This is a genomic window from Streptomyces sp. NPDC046821 (assembly GCF_040645335.1).
Lineage (GTDB): Bacteria > Actinomycetota > Actinomycetes > Streptomycetales > Streptomycetaceae > Streptomyces.
In genome coordinates, this window is the sequence record NZ_JBEYYB010000004.1 from 96,944 (window position 1) to 114,472 (window position 17,529).

The 17,529-nt window shown below is 71.0% G+C and carries 14 protein-coding genes; 10 read left to right on the forward strand and 4 right to left on the reverse strand.

Annotated elements, in window-relative coordinates; translation table 11 throughout:
* Nucleotides 1–4: 4 nt before the first annotated feature.
* Nucleotides 5–754 carry a GntR family transcriptional regulator gene (locus ABZ893_RS09180; protein ID WP_361399258.1) on the reverse strand — a complete coding sequence of 250 codons (750 nt, stop codon included), beginning with the start codon at nt 752–754 and terminating at the stop codon, nt 5–7.
* A 173-nt stretch (nt 755–927) separates the two neighbouring features.
* Nucleotides 928–2,250, reverse strand: coding sequence for a homogentisate 1,2-dioxygenase (gene hmgA / locus ABZ893_RS09185; RefSeq protein ID WP_361399261.1), 1,323 nt, complete (start codon nt 2,248–2,250; stop codon nt 928–930).
* A 145-nt stretch (nt 2,251–2,395) separates the two neighbouring features.
* Here hmgA and ABZ893_RS09190 point away from each other — a divergent pair, with 145 nt between their 5' ends.
* The 8 genes from ABZ893_RS09190 (at nt 2,396) to ABZ893_RS09225 (ending at nt 13,939) form a co-directional block, all read left to right on the forward strand.
* Nucleotides 2,396–4,438: a right-handed parallel beta-helix repeat-containing protein gene (locus tag ABZ893_RS09190; RefSeq protein WP_361399263.1), complete on the forward strand. Its 2,043-nt coding sequence runs from the start codon at nt 2,396–2,398 to the stop codon at nt 4,436–4,438.
* A 20-nt stretch (nt 4,439–4,458) separates the two neighbouring features.
* Complete coding sequence (locus ABZ893_RS09195) at nt 4,459–5,298, forward strand: hypothetical protein (protein WP_361399266.1); 840 nt, start codon at nt 4,459–4,461, stop codon at nt 5,296–5,298.
* A 21-nt stretch (nt 5,299–5,319) separates the two neighbouring features.
* Nucleotides 5,320–6,642 (forward strand): hypothetical protein, encoded by a 1,323-nt coding sequence (locus ABZ893_RS09200; RefSeq protein WP_361400172.1) that lies wholly within the window; start codon nt 5,320–5,322, stop codon nt 6,640–6,642.
* A gap of 60 nt (nt 6,643–6,702) precedes the next feature.
* Nucleotides 6,703–7,347 (forward strand): TetR/AcrR family transcriptional regulator, encoded by a 645-nt coding sequence (locus ABZ893_RS09205; RefSeq protein WP_361399269.1) that lies wholly within the window; start codon nt 6,703–6,705, stop codon nt 7,345–7,347.
* 100 nt (nt 7,348–7,447) lie between these two features.
* Nucleotides 7,448–9,676, forward strand: coding sequence for a molybdopterin oxidoreductase family protein (locus ABZ893_RS09210; protein ID WP_361399271.1), 2,229 nt, complete (start codon nt 7,448–7,450; stop codon nt 9,674–9,676).
* A gap of 127 nt (nt 9,677–9,803) precedes the next feature.
* A complete protein-coding gene (locus ABZ893_RS09215) occupies nt 9,804–11,258 on the forward strand; it encodes a citrate:proton symporter (protein ID WP_361399274.1) in 1,455 nt (484 codons plus the stop codon).
* Nucleotides 11,259–11,451: 193 nt separating this feature from the next.
* A complete protein-coding gene (locus ABZ893_RS09220; RefSeq protein ID WP_361399277.1) occupies nt 11,452–12,840 on the forward strand; it encodes an aldehyde dehydrogenase family protein in 1,389 nt (462 codons plus the stop codon).
* A 16-nt stretch (nt 12,841–12,856) separates the two neighbouring features.
* Nucleotides 12,857–13,939, forward strand: a complete 1,083-nt coding sequence (locus ABZ893_RS09225) for a Zn-dependent alcohol dehydrogenase (RefSeq protein ID WP_361399280.1) — start codon at nt 12,857–12,859, stop codon at nt 13,937–13,939.
* 56 nt (nt 13,940–13,995) lie between these two features.
* Here ABZ893_RS09225 and ABZ893_RS09230 read toward each other — a convergent pair whose 3' ends face one another.
* Together ABZ893_RS09230 and ABZ893_RS09235 are read right to left on the reverse strand one after the other, a co-directional pair.
* Nucleotides 13,996–15,051: an urea transporter gene (locus tag ABZ893_RS09230; protein ID WP_361399283.1), complete on the reverse strand. Its 1,056-nt coding sequence runs from the start codon at nt 15,049–15,051 to the stop codon at nt 13,996–13,998.
* Nucleotides 15,052–15,173: 122 nt separating this feature from the next.
* On the reverse strand, nt 15,174–15,821 hold the full coding sequence (locus ABZ893_RS09235; RefSeq protein WP_361399286.1) for a TetR/AcrR family transcriptional regulator: 648 nt from the start codon (nt 15,819–15,821) through the stop codon (nt 15,174–15,176).
* A gap of 77 nt (nt 15,822–15,898) precedes the next feature.
* On the opposite strand from ABZ893_RS09235, the gene ABZ893_RS09240 reads away from it, so the two are divergent.
* Together ABZ893_RS09240 and ABZ893_RS09245 are read left to right on the forward strand one after the other, a co-directional pair.
* On the forward strand, nt 15,899–17,050 hold the full coding sequence (locus tag ABZ893_RS09240) for an acyl-CoA dehydrogenase family protein (protein ID WP_361399289.1): 1,152 nt from the start codon (nt 15,899–15,901) through the stop codon (nt 17,048–17,050).
* A gap of 72 nt (nt 17,051–17,122) precedes the next feature.
* Nucleotides 17,123–17,413: a YiaA/YiaB family inner membrane protein gene (locus ABZ893_RS09245; RefSeq protein ID WP_361399292.1), complete on the forward strand. Its 291-nt coding sequence runs from the start codon at nt 17,123–17,125 to the stop codon at nt 17,411–17,413.
* Nucleotides 17,414–17,529 lie beyond the last annotated feature (116 nt).

A 17,529-nucleotide genomic window follows, 5' to 3' on the forward strand; every position in this document is an offset into this window, starting at 1 on the left:
GTGGTCAGTGCGCGTCGAGGGTGACCGTGAAGGAGAACCGGTCGCCGCGGTAGTGGATGACGGCGACGTCGAGCGCCCGGCCGTCCTCGTCGTACGTGATGCCGGTGTAGTGCAGGATCGGGCTGAGGAGCGGCACCTGGAGCAGGCGGGCCGTCTCCGGGTCCGCGAGCCGGGCCTCGACGGTGTCGGTGATCCGGCTGATGCGGACGCCGACGACGTCGCGCAGGACCTTCGTCATCGGCCAGCGCACCAGGTCGTTCAGGTCGACGCGGTCGGCGAGTTCGGGACGGATGTAGTTACGGGCGTGGTTCGTCGGCTCACCGGTCTTCTCGTCGCAGCGCAGCCGGTGGTACGTCGCCACGGTCTCGGCGTCCGGGAAGTGCTCGGCGAACTCCGGGGGCACCGGCACGGTGTCGTGACCGAGGAGTTCGGTGGTCATGCCGGACTGCTGGGCCACGATGGCGTCGACCGAGCCGAGCAGCCGTACGGGTGCACCCCTGCGGGCTTCCGGGTCGATGAACGTGCCGCGTCTGCGGTGCCGGGTGATGAGCCCTTCGTCCTCCAGCTCCTTGAGCGCCTGCCGCATGGTCAGGACGCTCACGCCGTAGTGGCCCGCGAGCTGCTCCTCGGTGGGCAGGCGCAGCGGGTCGTCGGCGGAGCGCCCGAGTATCGAGGCACGCAGGGACTGCGAGACCTGATACCAGAGCGGGAGCTTGCGGTTCAGGACGATCGAGTCCGGGGCGAATGACGTCACGGGGTTATCCGTATCTGTCGCGGGCCGCCGTTGCAACGGCGGCCCCCTGGGGGCGGGGTTCGGGTGCGGCGCCGTTGTGGCTGGTCGCGCAGTTCCCCGCGCCTTCATCGGAGAAATGCGGCGCGCAGCGCCTGCATTTCAGGGGCGCGGGGAACTGCGCGACCAGCCCCCACTCACCCGCAGTCGAAATGCCGCTCAAGCCCCCGCCACACATCGTCGTAGCCGCGCTGCAAGTGCCCCGCCTCCGCAGCCTGTCGCGCCAGCGACACCGGCCAACGCGTCTCGAACATGAACGCCAACCCGTCATCGACCTTCTGCGGCCGCAGCTCCGCCGAGCTGGCCCGATCGAACGTCTCCCGATCGGGACCGTGCGCCGACATCATGTTGTGCAACGACCCACCCCCCGGCACGAACCCCTCCGCCTTCGCGTCGTACGCGCCCTCGATCAGGCCCATGTACTCGCTCATCACGTTCCGGTGGAAGTACGGCGGCCGGAACGTGTCCTCGCCGACCAGCCAGCGCGGCGCGAACACGACGAAGTCCACACCGGCGAGCCCCGGGGTGTCGCTCGGCGACGTCAGCACGGTGAAGATCGACGGGTCCGGATGGTCGTAGCTGATCGACCCGACGGCATTGAAACGCCGCAGGTCATAGACGTACGGCACATGGTTGCCGTGCCAGGCGACGACATCCAGCGGCGAGTGGTCGTACGTCGCGGTCCAGAGGTTCCCGCAGAATTTGTTGACCACCTCCACCGGTCCCTCCCGGTCCTCGTACGAGGCGACGGGAGCCATGAAGTCCCGTGCGTTCGCCAGACCGTTGGCGCCGATCGGGCCCAGGTCGGGGAGACGGAAGGGGGCGCCGTAGTTCTCGCACACATAGCCGCGGACCGTGGCGTCGAGGAGGTCGACGCGGAAGCGGACGCCGCGCGGGACGACCGCGATGTGACCGGGCTCCACGGCCAGCCGCCCGAACTCGGTGTGCAGCAGCAGGCCACCGCGCTCGGGAACGATCAGCAGCTCACCGTCCGCGTCACTGAACACCCGGTCGTTCATAGGGGAGTTGGCGTGGTACAGGTGCACCGCCATGCCGTCCCGGCGGCTCGCGTCGCCGTTCCCGCCGAGCGTCCACAGGCCCGCCAGGAAGTCCGTGCCGGGCGTCGGCTCGGGCAGCGGGTTCCAGCGGAGCCGGTTGGGGTCGGGCACGGAGTCGGTGAAGGGGGCCGTGCGCAACGTGCCGTTGTCCGTGCGCGTGAACGCCGGGTGCGCGGCCGAGGGGCGGATCCGGTACAGCCACGAACGCCGGTTGTGCGCCCGGGGTTCGGTGAACGCGGTGCCGCTCAGCTGCTCCGCGTAGAGGCCGAGCGGAGCGCGCTGCGGTGAGTTGCGGCCGTCCGGCAAGGCGCCCGGCACCGCCTCCGAGCTGTGTTCGTTGCCGAAGCCGGTGAGATACGTGAGCTCCTGGGCCGTCTTCCTCGCCCGCTCGATGCCGTTCATGGTGGCGCTCCCGGTACCTGAAGGAATCCTATGCTTCACCGTAGGATTCCTTCAGGGGTGCGTCAACGGTGCCGTTCCGCACGCCCCCGAAAAACCCCTGCCGCAGGGGGTCCTAAAACATGAGCATTGCTCTACTCTCTCGCGCATGTCATGGACCCGAAGGCTCCTTGTCGTCCTGGTCGCGCTCTGCGCGGCGCTCACCGCAGCCCCCGTCGCCCAGGCGCACGAGGAGCGGCCGGTGAAGCTGCCCGACGGTTCGGGCAGCGTGCCCGTCCACCGTGACGGCCCGCCCGACCTGCTGGTCTGCAAGGACGACAAGGCGGACTTCGAGGCCCGGATCGCCCGCTTCCCGGACGGCCTGCGCAAGAAGAACCTCGACCTCTTCGCGCGCTGCCAGGACAAGGGCTTCCGGCATCTCCAGGCGGCCGTGGACGCCGTCGACAGGCCCGGCATGAACATCGCGGTCCTGCCCGGCCTCTACGAGGAGGAGCCCTCGCTGCCGAGGCCCACCGGCGCCTGCGCCCACCTCAAGGCCCGGAAATCCCAGCTGGGTTACCAGATCCTCTCCTACGCCCAGCAGAAGGCGTGCCCGCACAACCAGAACCTCGTCGCCATCATCGGCAAGAAGAACCTGCAGATCGAAGGCACCGGCCAGTCACGGCTCGACGTGGTCATCGACGCCAAGTACGCCAAGCTCAACGCGATCCGGTCGGACGGCAGCGACGGGATCTACTTCCGGAACTTCACCGCCCAGCGCACCACCTTCAACTCGCTGTACGTCCTGGCCGGCGACGGCTTCGTCATCGACGACGTACTGACCCGTTGGAACGACGAGTACGGCTTCCTGACCTTCGCCAGCGACCACGGGCTCTACAAGAACTGCGAGTCCTACGGCAACGGCGACTCCGGCATCTACCCGGGCAGCGCCTCGAACATCAACAACGGCCGCGGCTACGACGTCCCGCGCTACTCCATCGAGATCACCGGCTGCCGCAGCCACCACAACATGGTCGGCTACAGCGGCACCGCCGGCGACTCCGTCTACGCCCACGACAACGAGTTCGACCACAACATGGGCGGCGCCTCCATGGACTCCGCCTTCCCGGGTCACCCCGGACTGCCGCAGAACCACGCCAGGTTCGAGCGCAACGACATCCACGACAACAACGCGAACTTCTACCCCTACGTCGCCGACGGCACCTGCGCCAAGGACCCTGTCGACCGTGGCTACGAGGACGGCGTCGTCTGCCCGCAGATCTCCATGCCGCCCGGCACCGGCATCATCACGGCCGGCGGCAACTGGAACCGCTACGAGAACAACTGGGTGTACGGGCAGAAGCGCGCCGCCTTCTTCCTGAGCGCCGTCCCCGCGTTCATCCGGGGCGAGTCGGCCTGGTCGAAGCAGGCGGACACCTCCCACCACAACCGGTACGCCGGGAACAAGCTGGGCGTCGACAAGCAGGGCAGGTCCCGGCCCAACGCCACGGACGTGTGGTGGGACGGGCAGGGCGGGGGCAACTGCTGGCAGGACTCGGCGGGCGCGTCCACACCACGTGCGCTGCCCACGTGCGGGGCCCATCGCGGCGACGTCTCCGGCGGTTCGGACCGGCTCGCCGGTGAGCCGACGAAGCTGGCCGCGCTGCTGGTCTGCGCGGACTACAACGTCCAGGCGCGACGGCTGCCGGCCGGGTGCGACTGGTACGGGTCGACCGGCATCGCACGTATCGAGGTGCAGCTCGCGCTCGGTGTCGCGGTCGTGCTGACGCTGGTCGGCGGGGTGCTGTGGTGGCGCAGGCTGCGGACGCACCGGTGGGCGACGGTCGCGTGCGCGGCGGGGCTCGTGGGGCTTGTCCTTGATGTGGCGGGCGCGACGACCGGCTTGCAGTCCGGGTATCTGCCCGCTGTGGCACTGCTGTTGACCGGTGCGGGATGGGTCGGCGTGGGTGTGGTGCTGCGGCGGGAACGGCCCTGGTTCGGCTGGGTGACGGTGGCCCTCGGCGCGCTCACGCTCCTCGACGCGTTCGACAAGGCCGTGGTGATGGTGCCGTGGATCCCGCTGGGTCCGGCCTGGATCCGCGGGCTGCTCGGCCTGGTGTGGGTGCTGTGGGCCGTGGTGGTCGCTTCGCGCCAGGGTGCGGCCGAGCCGCCGTCGGCTGCGGTCGAGGCGGAGACGGAGGTGCCGGCGTGAGGGGGAACGGGGGATCTGCGGTGAGGCGGCGGGCCGCGCGGGCGGTCGCCGTGGCGCTGCTGCTCGTCGGCTCCGCCGGGGTCACGGCGGGGTGCGGTGGCCGGGCGACCACGCACCACAAGCCGGGCACCGGCCACCAGGAAGCGAGCGGCTTTGCCGGGCGGCTGCTCGACCGCAAGGACGAGTCGGGCCACCGCTACCGCCAGGTCGACGCGGCGGGCGCGCCCTCCGTCAAGCTGACGGTGCGGCCGGACTCGATGGACGGCTGGAACGTCCAACTCGCCGTGCAGGACTTCCGGTTCACCCCCGAAAGCGTCGGCGGGGGAGCGCTGCCGGGGCGCGGCCACGCACACCTGTACCTCGACGACCACAAGATCGCCAGGGTCTACGGCGAGTGGTACCACCTCCCCGCGTCGGCCGTACCGAAGGGCACGCACCGGCTCACCGCCCGCCTGTACGCGGACGACCACACCGCCTGGGCGGTCGACGGCAAGCCGGTCGAGTCGACGGCCGACGTGACGGAGGAGGGGCGGGGGAGCGGGTCCGGGCGCGGCGGTCATGCGCACGACGGCTCCGGCGCCCCGGAAGGCGGCGCGGTCGATCGCACCGTCACCATCACCGTCCACGGCAACAAGGTCCAACCCCCGCCGGGGCGCGTCGAGTTGAAGAAGGGCCAGCGCATCCGCCTCTCGGTCACCAGCGACCGCGCAGACACCCTCCACCTGCACGGCTACGACAAGGAGGTCCCCCTCCCGGCCGGCCGCGCGGGCACACTGACGCTCACCCTCGACCGCACCGGCCTCTTCGAGGTGGAGACCCACGAATCGGGCCTTGTCCTGACTCAACTCGTGGTGCGGTGAGGGTAGTTGCACCTCGACGCCCTGAATGCAACCCTCGCCGGCACGCCCCTCGCAGCGCGCACCTCCCCCTGGAACACCCTCGCCCACGGCATCGGCTCCCAGCACGACCTGCCCATCTCCCCCTTCTACGCGTACGCCGGTGCCTTCGCCGCCCTGTTCGTCTCCTTTCTCGCGCTCGGGCTGCTCTGGTCCGACTCCCGGTTCCGCGGTGACCGGTCCGGCTTTGCGCTGCCCGGCCCGGTGCAGCGCTTCGCCGACGCCCAGATCACGCGCGTGGCGCTGCGCGTACTCGGCCTGGGCGCCGCGCTCTTCGTCCTCGCCCATCTCCTGTTCGGCCCCGACGACCCCGCGCGCAACCCGGGCCCGGGAGCGGTGCATGTGCTGTTCTGGGTAGGCCTGGTACCCGCATCCCTGCTGTTCGGGCCCGTCTGGCGGCTGCTCAACCCGCTGCGCACCCTGCACGAGGCAGGCTGCCGTGCGCTCGGGCGTGACCCCGACGCCGGGCACGCGCTTCCGCCGTGGCTGGGCATGTGGCCCGCCGCGCTCGGCCTCTTCGCCTACACCTGGCTCGAACTCGTCTCCCCCGACCCGGCCTCCCGCACCGCCCTGCTCACCTTCCTGCTCACGTACGCGGCCGTCCAACTCGCCGCCGCCGCATGGTTCGGCGCCCACTGGTTCGCCCGGGGCGACGCCTTCGAGGCGTACTCCACCCTCTTCGCCCGCCTGTCCCCCATAGGCCGCCGCCACGACGGACGCCTCGTGCTGCGCAACCCCTTCCACGGACTCGACGCCACCCCGCCCGCCCCGGGTCTCGTCGCCACCGTGTGCGTGATGCTCGGCTCCACCGCCTACGACGGCTACTCGGACTCGCCGTCCTGGATCACCACCCTGCAGACCTCCTCCCTCGGCCGCACCGCCACCGGCACGCTCGGGCTGCTCGGCGCCATCGCCTTCGTCGCCGTCCTCTACTCGCTGTGCGCGGGCGCCACCCGGGCCTTCACCCACCGGCCCTCCGGTGCCGCGTTCGCCCACTCACTCGTGCCGATCGCCCTCGGCTATCTCGTCGCCCACTACTTCACCCTCCTCGTGACAGAAGGACCACGCACCGTCATCCTGGCATCCGGTACCGACAATCCCGTCCCGCCCGAGCCACCGCTGGGCCCCGGCGGCCTCGCCGCCCTCCAGGTCCTCGCGATCGTCACCGGCCATGTCCTCGGCGTGGTCGCCGCGCACGACCGCGCCGTGCGGCTGCTGCCCCCGGAGAAGTCCGTCACGGGCCAGCTCCCGCTGTTCGCGCTGATGATCGCGTACACCCTGGGCGGTCTCGGCCTGCTCATCGCCTGAGCCGCCGGCCCAGTACCGCCCGGTAGCAAGCCGCCGACGGCACCCCGTACAGGAAAGGCCATGATGGATCCCGTGACCCCGACGCCCTCATTCAGCCACCAGTCGGCAAGCGCCCTGCGCCGTGCGCCCGTCCAGCAGCGCAGCGCGGAACGCCTCAGCCGGATACTCGACTCCTGCGCCCAGCTTCTCGACGAGCGCGGCTACGAAGCGCTCAGTACCCGGGACGTGGCGGGCAGAGCCGGCGTGCCCATCGGTTCCGTCTACCGCTTCTTCGGCAACAAACGTGCCCTCGTCGCCGCCCTCGCAGAGCGCAACCTGGCCCAGTACGCGGAGGGCATCACCAAGCGCATGGCCACGGTCCCCGCAGGTGACTGGCGCGGCGCGATGGACGCCGTGCTCGACGAGTACCTGACCATGAAGCGCACCGCCCCCGGCTTCTCCCTCGTCGACTTCGGCAACCAGATACCCCTCGGAGCGCCCGGCGCGGACCCCAACAACCTCCTCGTCGACCGCCTCACCGAACTTCTCGGCGGCCATCTGGGCCGTACCCCCGACGACGCGCTGCGCCGCACGTTCCTGGTCGCCGTCGAGTCGGCGGACGCCCTGGTGAGGCTCGCCTTCCGGCTCGACCCGGCGGGCGACGAGGACGTCATCACGGAGACGCGGGAGCTGCTGCGGGCCTATCTGGCGCGGGTGTTGGACTGAGGCGTCGGCCGTCGCCGGCCGGGCAAGGTCTGCCCAACATGCCTACTGGTCGGTATTGTCGCGGTGTCCGAGCGCACCGCCGCCCGCCAGGGGAGTACCCATGTCCCGCACCGCCCTCCGCATCTGCCCGCTCTGCGAAGCCACCTGCGGGCTGACGCTCACCATCGAGGGGACGCGGGTGACCGGCGCGCGGGGAGACCGCGACGACGTGTTCAGCCGGGGTTTCATCTGCCCCAAGGGCGCGGCCTTCGGTGACGCCGACGGGGATCCGGACCGGCTCACCGGGCCCCTCGTCCGCCGGAACGGCCGTCTTGAGGAAGCGAGTTGGGAAGCGGCGTTCGACGCCGTTGCCGCAGGACTGCGGCCCCTGATTGAGGCTCACGGGCCGAACGCCGTCGGCGTCGTCCTCGGCAACCCGAACGTGCACACCATGGCCGGCGCGCTCTACCCGTCCGTGCTCCTGAGCGGCCTCCGCACCCGCAGCCTGTTCACCGCGAGCACGGTCGACCAGATGCCCAAGCACGTATCCAGCGGGCTGCTCTTCGGTGACGCGAACGCCATCCCGGTGCCCGACCTCGACCGCACCGACCACCTGCTCCTCATCGGCGCCAACCCCCTTGAATCCAACGGGAGTCTGTGCACCGCCCCGGACTTCCCCGGCAAGCTCAAGGCCCTGCGCGCCCGCGGCGGCACCCTCACCGTCGTCGACCCGCGCACCACCCGCACGGCCAAGCTCGCCGACCGCCACCTCGCGATCCGGCCCGGCACCGACGCGCTCCTCCTCGCCGCCATGGCGCACGTCCTGTTCGACGAGAAGCTGGCCGACCCGGGCGCCCACCTGACGGACCATCTCGAAGGACTCGACGAACTCGCCGACGCCGTACGGGAGTTCACCCCCGAAGCCGTCGCCGGGCACTGCGACATCGAGGCCGACGTCATCCGGCAGCTCGCCCGCGAACTCGCCGCCGCGCCCACCGCCGCCGTCTACGGCCGCATCGGCAGCAGCACCGTCACCTTCGGCACCCTCACCAGCTGGCTCGTCGACGTCCTGAACATCCTCACCGGCAACCTCGACCGGCCCGGCGGCGCGCTCTTCCCGCTCGCCGCCACCGACCGCGCCCCACGCCCCGCCGGACCCGGAAAGGGCTTCGCACTCGGGCGCTGGACCAGCAGGGTCAGCGGCCACCCCGAGGCCAAGGGCGAACTGCCCCTCGCCGCGCTCGCCGAGGAGATCGACACCCCGGGCGACGGCGCCGTCCGCGCGGTGATCGCGATCGCCGCCAACCCCGTCCTGTCCGCCCCCGACGGCGACCGCCTCGACCGCGCGCTCGCCTCACTCGACTTCATGGTCAGCGTCGACCCGTACCTGAACGAGACCTCGCGTCACGCGCACGTCGTCCTGCCGCCGCCCCCGCCCTCCCGCAGCGCCCACCACGACTTCGCGTTCAACACGTTCGCCGTCCGCAACCAGGTCCGCTACACGCGCCCCGCGATCCCTCTCGACGAAGGCCGCCTGGCCGAGACCGAGATCCTGGCCCGCCTCGCCCTCGCCGCGACCGGGATGCACGGAGCCGACCCCGCCGCCGTCGACGCCATGGTCATCGACAGCACCCTCGCCAAGGCCACCGCGGACCCGAACTCCGCCGTCCACGGCCGCGACCCCGCCGAACTGGCCGCCCTGCTCACCGGCGAGAACGGCCCCGAACGCCGCCTCGACCTGATGCTCCGCCTCGGCCCGTACGGCGACGGCTTCGGCAAGGACGCCGACGGGCTCACCCTCGCCCGGCTCCTCGACCACCCGCACGGCATCGACCTCGGCCCCCTCAAGCCCCGGCTCCCCGCGAACCTCAAGACCCGCACCGGCCGCGTCGAGCTGCTGCCCGCGCCCGTCGCCGCCGACCTGCCGCGCCTGCGCGCCGCCCTGGAAGCGCCGCACGACGGCCTCGTCCTGGTCGGCCGCCGCCACCTGCGGTCCAACAACAGCTGGATGCACAACGTCCCCGCCCTCACCGGCGGAACCAACCGCTGCACCCTCCACGTCCACCCCGACGACGCCGCGCGCCTCGGCCTGCGCGACGGACTGCCCGCCCGGCTCGCGTCCGCCGGCGGCGAGGTCACCGCCCCCGTGGAGATCACCGAGGCCGTCCGCCCGGGAGTCGTCAGCCTGCCCCACGGCTGGGGTCACGACCGGCCCGGAACGCGCCTGACCGTCGCCTCCCGGGACCCCGGAGTCAACGTCAACCAGCTCCTCGACGGCACCCTCCTCGACCCGCTCTCCGGCAACTCCGTGCTCAACGGAATCCCCGTCGACGTACACCCAAGCCTGTGACCTGGAGTTTTGCGCTTATTGCTCGCACGTCAACATCTTGTTAAGGCTGATTCCGGCCACCTAACGTCTCGCTGACCGCCACCCCCGGCGAAGTTCGACTTGTTCGACGGCGAACGATAGGAACCCCATGCTGACGATCCTCGGATTCGTCATGATCGCCACCTTCCTGGTGCTGATCATGATGAAGAAGGTGTCGCCGATCGCGGCGCTCGTGCTCATCCCCGCTCTCTTCTGCGTCTTCGTGGGCAAGGGAGCCAAGCTCGGCGACTACGTCGTCACGGGCATCGGTGATCTCGCGCCGACGGCCGCGATGCTGATGTTCGCCATCGTCTACTTCGGCGTGATGATCGACGTCGGCCTGTTCGACCCGATCGTGCGGGCCATCCTCCGCTTCGCCAAGGCCGACCCGGTCCGCATCGTCGTCGGCACCGCCGTCCTCGCGGCGATCGTCTCGCTCGACGGTGACGGCTCCACCACGTTCATGATCACGGTCTCGGCGATGTACCCGCTGTACAAGCGCCTCAAGATGAGCCTCATCGTGATGACAGGTGTCGCCGCGACCGCCAACGGCGTCATGAACACGCTGCCCTGGGGCGGCCCCACGGCCCGCGCCGCGACCGCGCTGAAGCTCGACGCCAGCGACATCTTCGTCCCGATGATCCCGGCGCTCGCCGTCGGCCTGCTCTTCGTCTTCGCCCTCGCCTACGTCCTCGGCCGCCGCGAGCGCAAGCGGCTCGGTTATCTGTCGCTTGACGCGGTGACCGAGACGGTGACGGAGGCGTCGGACGGGAAGGTGCTGGTGGGGGCAGGCGCGGGTGCCGGTTCCGGTTCCGGTAAGAAGGCTTCCGGAGGCTCCGGTTCGGGTTCTGGTTCCGGTTCCGCTGCCGGTACGGGCTCCGGCGCCGACGCGCCCTTGTACCAGAACGACGAAGGCGAGACCTTCTCCGCGCTCGACCCGCAGCGCGCCACCCTGCGCCCCAAGCTCTACTGGTTCAACGCGCTCATGACGGTCACCCTGCTGACCGCGATGATCATGGAGTGGCTGCCGATCCCGGTCCTGTTCATCCTCGGCGCCGCGCTCGCCCTCACGGTGAACTTCCCGCACATGCCCGATCAGAAGGCCCGTATCGCCGCCCACGCCGAGAACGTCCTCAACGTCTCCGGCATGGTGTTCGCCGCCGCCGTCTTCACCGGCGTCCTCCAGGGCACCGGCATGGTCGACCACATGGCCAAGTGGGTCGTCGGCGGCATCCCGGACTGGATGGGCCCGCACATGGCCCTGGTCACCGGCGTCCTGTCCATCCCGTTCACGTACTTCATGTCGAACGACGGCTTCTACTTCGGCATCCTGCCCGTGCTCGCCGAGGCCGGCCAGGCGCACGGCATCTCCTCGCTGGAGATCGCCCGCGCCTCCCTCATCGGTCAGCCGCTGCACATGTCGAGCCCGCTCGTCCCCGCCGTCTTCGTCCTCGTGGGCATGGCCAAGGTCGAGTTCGGCGACCACACGAAGTTCACGGTCAAGTGGGCCGCGCTCAGCGCGCTGGTGATCCTCGGCGCCGGGATCCTTTTCGGGATCATCTGACCTCGAGGAGCCGGTGGCTGTTCGTCGGGGAGGGGTTTCTTCCCCCAGCCCGCCCCTTCCCGAAGCGGGGCTCCGCCCCGGACCCCGCTCCTCAATCGCCGGAGGGGCTGAATTACTGGCGTCCCAAAACTAACGGCGCTAGTTTGGGCCGCGGACGAGGAACGGCAACGTGGTACTCCGGGAGGAACCAGCGATGAAGGCCCACGACGGGATGTACATCGGCGGCGCGTGGCGGCCCGCCGCCGGGTCCGACACGATCGCGGTGGTCAACCCCGCCGACGAGCAGGTCATCGCCCACGTCCCGGCGGGCACCGCCGAGGACGTCGACGACGCCGTGGCCGCCGCCCGCGAGGCGTTCCCCGCCTGGGCCACGACCCCGCCCGCCGAGCGCGCCGCGAAGATCGCCGCCCTGCGCGACGTCCTCGTCGCCCGCAAGGACGAGATCGCCGAGACCGTCACCGCCGAACTCGGCGCACCGCTCCCGTTCTCGCAGATGGTGCACGCGGGTGTACCGATCCTGGTGGCCGGTTCCTACGCCGAGCTCGCCGCGTCGTACGCCTTCGAGGAGAAGGTCGGCAATTCCACCGTCTACGCCGAGCCGGTCGGCGTCGTCGGCGCGATCACGCCGTGGAACTACCCGCTCCACCAGAACGTCGCCAAGGTCGCCCCCGCGCTCGCGGCCGGCTGCACCGTCGTCCTCAAGCCCGCCGAGGACACCCCGCTCACCGCCCAGCTCTTCGCCGAGGCCGTCCACGAAGCCGGCATCCCCGCCGGTGTGTTCAACCTCGTCACCGGCCTCGGCACCGTCGCAGGGCAGGCGCTCGCCGCGCACGAGGGCGTCGACCTGGTCTCCTTCACCGGCTCCACTGCCGTCGGCAAGCAGATCGGCAGCGCCGCGGTCGCCGCCGTCAAGCGCGTCGCCCTCGAACTCGGCGGCAAGTCGGCCAACGTCATCCTGCCGAGCGCCGACCTCGCCAAGGCCGTCGGCGTGGGCATCGCCAACGTCATGGGCAACTCCGGCCAGACATGCAGCGCCTGGACCCGGATGCTCGTGCACACCTCCCAGTACGACGAGGCGGTCGCGCTCGCCGCCGAGGCCGCCGCCAAGTACGGCGACCGCATCGGCCCCCTCGTCAACGCCAAGCAGCACGCGCGCGTGCGCGGCTACATCGAGAAGGGCGTCGCCGAGGGCGCCCGGGTCGTCGCCGGCGGCCCCGAGGCCCCGCGCGAGCAGGGCTACTTCGTCAGCCCCACCGTCTTCGCCGACGTCACGCCGGAGATGACCATCGCCCAGGAGGAGATCTTCGGCCCGGTCGTCTCCGTCATCCGCTACGAGGACGAGGCGGACGCCCTGCGCATCGCCAACGGCACGGTGTACGGCCTCGCGGGCGCGGTCTGGGCGGGCGACGAGGCCGAGGCCGTGGCGTTCGCGCGCCGTATGGACACCGGCCAGGTCGACATCAACGGCGGCCGCTTCAACCCGCTCGCCCCGTTCGGCGGCTACAAGCAGTCGGGCGTCGGCCGCGAGCTGGGCTCGCACGGCCTGTCCGAGTACCTCCAGACCAAGTCTCTCCAGTTCTAAGGGAGTCCAGATCCACATGGTCCGCGCCGCTGTACTGCCCGCCGTCGGCTCCCCGCTGGAGATCACGGAGATCGAGCTGCCCGAGCCGGGGCCCGGCCAGGTCCGGGTCAGGCTCGCCGCCGCCGGGGTCTGTCACTCCGACCTGTCCCTGTCCAACGGCACGATGCAGGTGCCGGTGCCCGCCGTGCTCGGCCACGAGGGCGCCGGGACCGTCGTCTCCGTCGGCGAGGGCGTCACCCATGTCGCGCCCGGCGACGGCGTCGTCCTCAACTGGGCGCCCGCGTGCGGCAAGTGCCACGCCTGCTCGCTCGGCGAGGTCTGGCTGTGCGCCAACGCCCTCACCGGCGTCGGCGCCGTCCACGCCCGGCGCGCCGACGACGGCAGCGACCTCCACCCCGGCCTGAACGTCGCCGCGTTCGCCGAGGAGACGGTCGTCGCCGCCGGCTGCGTCCTGCCCGCCCCCGACGGCGTCCCCCTCACCGACGCGGCCCTCCTCGGCTGCGCCGTCCTGACCGGATACGGCGCCGTGCACCACTCGGCGCGGGTCCGCGAGGGCGAGACGGTCGCCGTGTACGGGGTCGGCGGGGTCGGCCTCGCCACGATCCAGGCGGCCCGCATCGCCGGCGCCGCGAAGATCATCGCCGTAGACATCTCCCCGGCGAAGGAGGAACTGGCGCGCACGTCCGGCGCCACGGACTACGTCGTCGCCTCCGAGACCACCGCACGCGAGATCCGCGGCCTCACCGGCAAGCAGGGCGTGGACGTCGCGATCGAGTGCGTGGGCCGCGCCGCGACCATCCGCAGCGCGTGGGAGTCGACCCGGCGCGGCGGCCGCACCACGGTCGTCGGTGTCGGAGGCAAGGACCAGCAGGTCACGTTCAACGCCCTGGAGATCTTCCACTTCGGCCGCACGCTCGCCGGTTGCGTCTACGGCAACTGCGACCCGGCGAAGGACCTCCCGGTCCTCGCCGAGCACGTCCGTGAGGGACGCCTCGACCTGAGCGCCCTCGTGACCGAACACATCGCGCTCGACGGCATCCCGGCGGCCTTCGACAACATGCTCGCGGGCAAGGGCGGCAGGGCGCTGGTGGTGTTCTAGCCGCCGTCCAAGACGTCCTCAATCGCCGGACGGGCTGACTCACCGCCGAGATGCGGTCAAGGTGCTTGCGGGGCGGGCGGCAGCACGCTGAGCGCGCCCGGCGGCGCCGGTTCCGTGCCTTCGGGCTCCGGGGCCGGCGCACGCAGCGCGGGGAAGGACCGCGCCGCCGCCAGGAAGGCGAACGTGGTCAGGACGAACGGCCAGGTGAACGTGTGCCCGCCGGCCGGCGCGACCACGGCGGCCACGCCGGACGTCGCGAGGGTCGCGGTGAACGCGCCCACCACGGCGTACGCGAGAGTGCGCGCGCCCGCCTCCAGGAACACCCCGCACAGGGCGAGCGCCACGAGGATCGCGTTGTAGCCCATCGTCCCGTCGGCGATCTGCGTGACGGGCGCGCCGAGCGCCCACCCGGAGAGGATGCCGACGAGGCTGCCCACGCAGGCCACGGCGGCGGCCGTGCGGCTCGCCACGAGAAGTGCCACGAGCACCAGGGCACCGACGTACCACTGCGGCATGAAGAAGACCTCGGCGAAGCCGCTGAAGAACCCGTGCCACAGGTCGGTGAACGTGGGCGCGGCCAGGCCGGTCGCCGCGGGGACGAGTGCCGCGAGGCCCTGGCCGTGGTGCCAGATCCGCCCGAACTCGGGGGCGGCCATGGTCGTCGCGCTCGCGAGGAGGCAGTAGGGGAGTGTCAGCGACGGGAGGCTCCACGCGCCGAGCAGATTGACGACGGCCGCGGTGACCACCGTGACGACCACGCAGCCGGCGGCGGCGAGCAGGGCGGTCGACAGGTGCCCGGCGCCCAGGAAGACGGCGAAACACAGGGCCGTCAGACAGGCGTTGAACCCTTCGAGGCCGACGCTGACGCGCTCACGGTCCGCGCCGAGGAGCCGTGACGTGGCCGTGCCGACCGCTGTGCCGGCGAGGGCGTAGAGCCCGTACTCCCAGCCGGCGGCGAAGAGGGCGACGGCGAGGACGAGGCCCGCCGCCGTGCTGGGCAGGAAGACCACCTGGGCCTGCCCGCGCAGGACCTGGACGGCGAACCGTCCGCAGTCCGAGAGCCAAGTAGGGCGTGATCCACCGGGAGTTGGCCCGTCCCCAGCCTGCCGCATCTACCACGCTCCCGTATTTCCGGACCTGTCACCGAGCAGAACGGATGCACTTTACAGCTACCCGGTGATGTCACGAACAAGAGTCCAGAAGGGGAATGGCGCGATCTGGCCGGAGCCGATGATCAGCGCGCGGCCGTGACCTGCTCGTACTGCTGGGCCAGCCCGTCGAGGAGCGCCCGCAGGCCTGTCTCGAAGGCGCGCTCGTCGATCTCGTCCTGACGGTCGGCCAGCAGATGGGCCTGGCCGAGGTGCGGATAGTCGGCGGGGTCGTACGCCGTCTCGTCGCCGACGAAGCCCCCGGCGAAGGAGCCGAGCGCGGAGCCCGTCACGAAGTACCGCATGAGCGCGCCGATCGACGTCGCCTGCGCCGGGGGCCAGCCGGCGTCGACCATCGAGCCGAAGACGGCGTCCGCCAGCCGGAGTCCGGCGGGCCGGCGGCCCGGTCCCTGGGCGAGCACGGGGATGAGGTTCGGGTGCTCGCGCAGCGCGGCCCGGTAGGACACGGCCCAGTCGTGCAGGGCGGTGCGCCAGTCGCGGCCGTCGCCCGGGTCGAACATCGACAGGTCGACCCGCGCGCTGACCGAGTCGGCGACCGCCTCCAGGATCTGGTCCTTGGTGCGGAAGTGATTGTAGAGCGAGGGCCCGCTCACGCCCAGTTCGGCCGCGAGCCGCCGGGTCGACACGGCCGCGAGGCCCTCGGCGTCCACGAGCGTGCGCGCCGCCGTGACGATGCGGTCTCTGCTCAGGAGGGGCTTGCGCGGTCGGGCCATGCGGCACATAGTAGGGCGGTCACCAAAAACTAGCAGTGTTAATTTATTGCTCGCTCACTCAAGCCTGGGGTGTGTCCATGAATCTGGAGCTCAGCGAGGAACAGGCGGCCGTAAGGCAGCTCGCCAAGGACTTCGTGGCGCGCGAGATCACCCCGAACGTCGTCACCTGGGACCGCTCCGAAGAGGTCGACCGCGGCATCGTGAAGAAGCTCGGCGACGTCGGCTTCCTGGGCCTGACCATCGACGAGGAGTACGGCGGCTCGGGCGGCGACCATCTCGCTTACTGCCTGGTCACCGAGGAGCTGGGGCGCGGGGACTCGTCCGTGCGCGGCATCGTCTCCGTCTCGCTCGGCCTCGTCACCAAGACGATCCAGACCTACGGCACCGAGGAGCAGAAGCGCCACTGGCTCCCGAGGCTGACGTCCGGTCAGGCCCTCGGCTGCTTCGGCCTCACCGAGCCCGGCACCGGGTCCGACGCGGGCAACCTCGTCACGCGGGCCGTCCGCGACGGCGACGAGTACGTGATCAACGGCTCCAAGATGTTCATCACGAACGGCACCTGGGCCGACGTGGTCCTCCTCTTCGCCCGCTCCACCGACGCCCCGGGCCACAAGGGCGTCACCGCCTTCCTCGTCCCCACCGACACCCCCGGCCTGACCCGCCGCACCATCCACGGCAAGCTCGGCCTGCGCGGCCAGGCCACCGCCGAACTGGTCCTCGAGGACGTCCGCGTCCCCGCCTCCGCGATGCTCGGCACCGAGGGCAAGGGCTTCTCCGTCGCGATGTCGGCCCTCGCGAAGGGGCGCATGTCCGTGGCCGCCGGCTGCGTCGGCATCGCTCAGGCGGCGCTCGACGCGGCGGTCGGATACGCGGCCGAGCGCGAGCAGTTCGGCAAGTCCATCGCCTCGTACCAGCTCGTGCAGGAGCTGATCAGTGACATCGCCGTCGACGTGGACGCAGCGCGCCTGCTGACCTGGCGCGTCGCCGACCTCATCGACCGCGGCGAGGACTTCGCGACCGCCGCCTCCAAGGCCAAGCTCTTCGCCTCCGAAGCCGCCGTGCGCTGCGCGAACAACGCCCTCCAGGTCTTCGGCGGTTACGGCTACATCGACGAGTACCCGGTCGGCAAGCTCCTGCGCGACGCCCGCGTCATGACCCTCTACGAGGGCACCAGCCAGATCCAGAAACTCATCATCGGCCGCGCCCTCACAGGAGTCTCGGCCTTCTGACCCTGCTTCTGAGTACGCGAATGAGTACGGGAGCGGATGGGGGTGCGCCGCCGTCCGCTCCATGCTGTCGCCATGACTGAGACACCCGTCAAGCGCCAGACCACCAACGCCTACTACGGACAGGCCGTCGCCTCCTTCGCGCTCGCGCTCGGGGCGACCGCCGTCGGGGTCTACCGTCTCGACGCGAGCGGCTGGGTCCGAGCCTTCCTCGCCATCGCCGTCCTCTACCTGACGACCTCCGCGTTCACGCTGGCCAAGGTCATCCGGGACCGGCAGGAGGTCGACCAGGTCGTCAGCCGGATCGACCAGGCCCGCATCGACAAGATCCTCGCCGAGCACGACCCCTTCAAGCCGGCAGCCTGACCGAGGCCACTGTCCGGGCGCACAGAACTAAGCGGTCGCTCACCTCTAGGGGTATGGTGTTCGTCCTGTCCACGGGAGGATGTGAGCGAGCGATGAGCGCGGAGCGGCAAGCCGGG